The 4524-nt window shown below is 72.1% G+C and carries 7 protein-coding genes and 1 riboswitch; of the genes, 1 reads left to right on the plus strand and 6 read right to left on the minus strand.

Features of this window, described 5'->3' with window-relative positions; all coding sequences use genetic code 11:
• The 6 genes from GTW67_RS12225 to GTW67_RS12245 all read right to left on the minus strand — a co-directional run.
• A partial coding sequence (locus GTW67_RS12225; protein ID WP_161164830.1) for an amino acid ABC transporter ATP-binding protein occupies nt 1-502 on the minus strand: 502 nt, incomplete at its 3' end.
• Entirely contained in the window at nt 499-1479 is a 981-nt protein-coding gene (locus tag GTW67_RS12230) for an amino acid ABC transporter permease (protein WP_161164831.1), read from the minus strand. The genes GTW67_RS12225 and GTW67_RS12230, both read right to left, overlap by 4 nt.
• 210 nt (nt 1480-1689) lie before the next feature.
• Complete coding sequence (locus GTW67_RS12235) at nt 1690-1839, minus strand: hypothetical protein (protein WP_161164832.1); 150 nt, start codon at nt 1837-1839, stop codon at nt 1690-1692.
• A 31-nt stretch (nt 1840-1870) separates the two neighbouring features.
• Nucleotides 1871-1980, minus strand: a riboswitch (SAM riboswitch).
• Nucleotides 1981-2033: 53 nt separating this feature from the next.
• Nucleotides 2034-2693, minus strand: coding sequence for a glutathione S-transferase C-terminal domain-containing protein (locus tag GTW67_RS12240; RefSeq protein ID WP_161164833.1), 660 nt, complete (start codon nt 2691-2693; stop codon nt 2034-2036).
• Between the two features lie 85 nt (nt 2694-2778).
• Nucleotides 2779-2901: a putative leader peptide gene (locus tag GTW67_RS38140; RefSeq protein WP_272920485.1), complete on the minus strand. Its 123-nt coding sequence runs from the start codon at nt 2899-2901 to the stop codon at nt 2779-2781.
• A 231-nt stretch (nt 2902-3132) separates the two neighbouring features.
• Complete coding sequence (locus GTW67_RS12245; protein WP_161164834.1) at nt 3133-3639, minus strand: MarR family winged helix-turn-helix transcriptional regulator; 507 nt, start codon at nt 3637-3639, stop codon at nt 3133-3135.
• Between the two features lie 119 nt (nt 3640-3758).
• Between GTW67_RS12245 and GTW67_RS12250 the strand changes: the two genes are divergently transcribed.
• Complete coding sequence (locus GTW67_RS12250) at nt 3759-4352, plus strand: malonic semialdehyde reductase (protein WP_161164835.1); 594 nt, start codon at nt 3759-3761, stop codon at nt 4350-4352.
• Nucleotides 4353-4524: the final 172 nt, after the last annotated feature.

Here is a 4524-nt window from a genome sequence, read left to right on the forward strand (position 1 = left end):
CGATGGCGACGCGCTGCTGCTGGCCGCCGGACAGCTGGCGGGGGTAGGCGCCGGTCCGGTCGCCGAGGCCGACGCGGGTGAGCAGGTCGCGGGCGAGCTGCCGGGCCTGGTCGCGTGTGAGTTTGCCGGTGGCGACGGGCGCGGCGGCGACGTTGTCGAGGGCGGTCAGGTGCGGGAACAGGTTGAAGTTCTGGAAGACGAAGCCGATCCGGCCGCGCTGGCGCAGGATGGCCCGTTCGCCGAGTTCCTTCAGCCGGGTGCCGTGACGCCGTACGCCGATCGGCTCGCCGCCGACGCTGACATGGCCGAGGTCGGGCTTCTCCAGGTGGTTGACGACCCGCAGCAGCGTCGACTTGCCGGAGCCGGACGGGCCGAGGACGACGGTGACCTCGCCGGGCCGTACCGCCAGCTCGATGCCGTCGAGGACGTGGTGGGTCCCGAACCACTTGTGGACGCCGTGCACTTCGAGGGCGGCCGGGGTGATGTCGGTGGCGGTGGTCATACGGCGGCCTCCCGGCGCAGCCGGGCCCGGACCTCGGTGAGGCCGGCGCGCGCCTTCTGAAGGGGCGTCGGCGGCAGGGTGCGGGTCGCTCCCCGGGCGAAGTACCGCTCGACGTAGAACTGGACGACGGACACGGCGCTGGTGAGGACCAGGTACCAGACGGTGGCGACCAGCAGCAGCGGCACGATGTCGCCGGGGTAGGTGCTGCCCATGGTCTGCACCGAGCCGAACAGGTCGAGCAGGGACACGTAGAACACCAGGGACGTGCCCTTGATGAGGCCGATGAGCTGGTTGACGTAGTTCGGGGTGATGGACCTGAGGGCCTGCGGCAGCACGATCCGGCGGAACTGGTAGCCCTTCGGCAGGCCGAGGGCCGCGGCCGCCTCGTGCTGGCCCTGGTCGACGGAGAGGATGCCGCCGCGGACCACCTCGGAGGCGTACGCCGCCTCGTTGAGGCTGAGGCCGACGACGGCGACGGCCATGTCGGTGGCGAGCCGGGACTCGTCGAAGGTCACGAAGGCCGGTCCGAAGGGGACGCCCAGGCTCAACGTCTGGTAGAGGGCGGAGAAGTTGTAGAGGAAGATCAGGACGACGATCAGCGGGACGGACCGGAACAGCCAGGTGTAGGTCCAGCTCACGGCGCGCAGGACGGGGCTGCCGGAGAGCCGGGCGAGGGCGAGCAGGATGCCGCCCAGCAGGCCGAGTACGGCGCTGAGCGCGGCCACTTCGAGGGTGACGAGGAGGCCGTCGAGGATGGTGGGGCGCAGGAACCAGTAGCGGAAGCGGTCCCACTGGTAGAAGGGGTTGGTGGCCAGGCCGTGGACGATCTGGGCGGCGACGACCAGGACGGCGGCGGTCGCGATCCAGCGGCCGGGCCGGCGCAGCGGCAGGACCCGCTGCGCGGTGGGTGGTTGGGGGCTGTCGAGGGCGGGCGGTGCCTCGGCGAGGGAGACGGCGGCGCCCGGGGGTTCGCTCATGGGAGGACTCCGGTGGATGCGGACACCCCGGGGTCGTGCGGTCGGCGCCGAGCCGCTACGGCGCGGTGGCGCGGCGGGAGCCGCTCCGCGGCGCAGGGCGGCGCACGGGGGAAGGCACGGGACCGGGGCGGGGCGGACAACGGCACACCGCGCGGGCGGTGTTCGTCGTGGCCGGGCGACCGCTGAGAGGGCTGGGGTCCGGGAAGGAGGTCAGCCCTGTCGGCGGCCGCGGCCGCGGTCGGTACACAGTGCGCTGCTGACGCGGAGCAGATCGACGGTCCGGTCGGCGACGAGCGGGCTCGGGTACGGGCGTACGGCGCCCTGGGGGCGGCGGTCCGCCGTCCTGGGAGCTGCGTACATGTCCGTCACCGTCACTGTCCGGCCCTCGTGGGCCTCGCGCTTACCGAAGTGTCATCCGGTCCGGTCGTCACCTGGGGCACCCCACCGCGGAGCGAGGGTTGCCGGTCAGCCAGCCAGGGCTTGTCGCTGACGCTCATGACCGTTCTTGGTCCGTAAGTAAGGCAGTTGACCGTGCTCGTGTCAACGTCGTTCCGTCAGGTGGGACGGCCCGTGAGATGGCGTGCGAAGGCCGGGTGGGCGCTCAGGCGCCGCACGTGGGACCACAGGGCGGGGTGGCGGTCCGTGCGGTGGACGGCGCTGTGCCGGGTCAGGGCCACCCACACCTCGACGTCGGCCGCGGTGAGCCGCTCCCCGAGGACGTGGGGGTGGGCGGTCAGCCGTTCCTCCAGCAGGTCGAGGACGGCGGGGTCGGCCGCGCGTGCGCAGAGCTGCTCGACGGCCGCGATCGCCGTGTCCTCGCCGCACGGGTACAGCTCGGGGCCCGCGGCGGAGAAGTGCCGGGCGAGGTCGCGCATGATGTCGGGCGCGTGCGTGCTGACGATCCGGCCCGACCAGTCGTCGCTGAGCACCGGCGCGACGGCCGGGCCCCGGTAGCGGTGGGCGCTCGCCTCGTACAGCGGACGCAGCGCGGGGTGACCGCCGTCGGCGCAGTCGGAGCCGGGGTCGAGGAGGGTCACCGGGCACACCTCGTCGAGGCCGAGGAGGCTGTGGACGACGGCGATGCGCAGACAGTCGTCGTGGCCGGGCGACAGGTGGAGGCGGTAGCGGCGCGGTACGGCGTAGTGGCCGCTGCGGAAGTCGCGGCCGATGCGTCCCCGGAAGGCGGGGGCGGGGGCGAGCGGGGTGACGGACATGGTTCTCCTCGGGTGCGGGGGCGTGGAGGCACGCACGGCGGGAACGGCGGCGGTCCGGCCGCGAGCGGGCACGACTCGGCTCGGCTCAGTCCCGTGAGCCGATGGCGCTGGAGACGCGGAGGAGGTCGATGTGACGGCGGGAGGTGAGCAGAGGGGACGGCCCCGGCGTACGGCTCGCGTCGGCGGCGCCCGGCTCGATGCTCCCCATTGCTTCCCTACCTGTTCACTAGGATTACCTGGGAAGTGTCGGCCGGTGTCCGGGGTGCGTCAAGGGGGCGTCCACGCTGTGGTCGGCGGCGTGGGGGGGGCGGCACAGGAAAGGGGCCCCTCCCTGGGCGACCGGCGACTGCCGGAGGCTGACGGGCGGGGCGGGAGGGGTGCCGCCGGCCGGGCCTGCCCTGCGGACCGACCGCCCGAGTGTCCCTCAAGACGCCCCTGATCAGTCGATCCCCGTGTCGTCGAGGGCTTCCAGCACCTGGCGCAGGCCGTCGCCCGTCTCCCTGATGAGGTCGCGGTCCAGGCCGGCGAGAAGCCGGCCGTAGTTGCCGAGGTGGTCGGCGAAGGCGGCCCGGGTGACTTCGTGGCCGTGATCGGTGAGGCGGATCTTCACCGTGCGCCGGTCACCCGTGTCACGGATCCGCTCGACGAGGCCCTTCGCCTCCATCCGGTCGATGCGATTGGTGATCGCGCCGGAGGTCACCATGGACGCCTTGACGAGGGCGCCGGCGGTGAGGGCGTACGGCGGGCCCGAGCGCTGAAGCGTGGTGAGCACGTCGAACTCGCCGTACTCCACGCCGTGAGCGGCCGCCGCGGCCTTACAGGACTTTTCCACGACCCGGGCCAGACGCTGGATCCGGGCGAACAGCTGCACCGGCCACAGGTCCCCTTCCACGTCGGGACGCTCCTGGACCCACTGGCGGATGATCGCGTCCACCGCATCACTCATCGCCCCACTCCTCTCAACGGACATCTTCTCAACGTTAAGAGACTTGACGTTGAGCGAGTCGCACTGCTTCCATTTATCTCAACGTTGAGATTATCAAGGCTGAACGACAGGAGCACGCCATGTCCGAACTCGTCCTCGATGCCGCCGCCCAGGACCTCCTCTTCCGTGAGGCCCGCACCGCCAACACGTTCACCGACGAGCCGGTGACCGACGAGCAGGTCCAGGCGATCCACGACCTGGTGAAGTACGGCCCCACCGCCTTCAACCAGACCCCGCTGCGCATCACCCTGGTCCGCTCCGCCGGAGCCCGCGAGCGCCTGGTCAAGCACATGGCCGAGGGCAACCGGGCCAAGACCGCCGCCGCCCCGCTGGTCGCGATCCTCTCCGCCGACAACGAGTTCCACGAGGAACTCCCGGCCCTGCTCCCGCACTTCCCGCAGGCCAAGGACGTCTTCTTCGCGGAGCGCCCGGTCCGCGAGCAGTCCGCCGCGCTGAACGCCGCCCTCCAGGCCGCGTACTTCATCGTCGGCGTCCGCGCCGCCGGCCTCGCCGCCGGCCCGATGACCGGCCTGGACATCACCGGCGTCCAGAAGGAGTTCCTGGACGACGACCACACCCCGCTGATGGTCGTCAACATCGGCAGGCCGGGCGACAACGCCTGGTTCCCGCGCTTGCCGCGCCTGGCCTACGACGACGTCGTCACCACCGTCTGAACGGTTCGCGCCCCGCTGTCCCACGCGTCGCCCTCCCGCTCCCGCCCGACCCTGCCGCGGAGTCCGCCATGTCCCTGCTCGACCGCATCCGACCGCTCCCCAGCACCGCCCCACCGCCGGAGCCACGTCCCGTACCCGCCCTCTGGCTCGCGTTACTGGCCACCCCGCTCGA

Origin of the sequence: Streptomyces sp. SID5910 (assembly GCF_009862125.1) — a bacterium.
GTDB lineage: Bacteria > Actinomycetota > Actinomycetes > Streptomycetales > Streptomycetaceae > Streptomyces.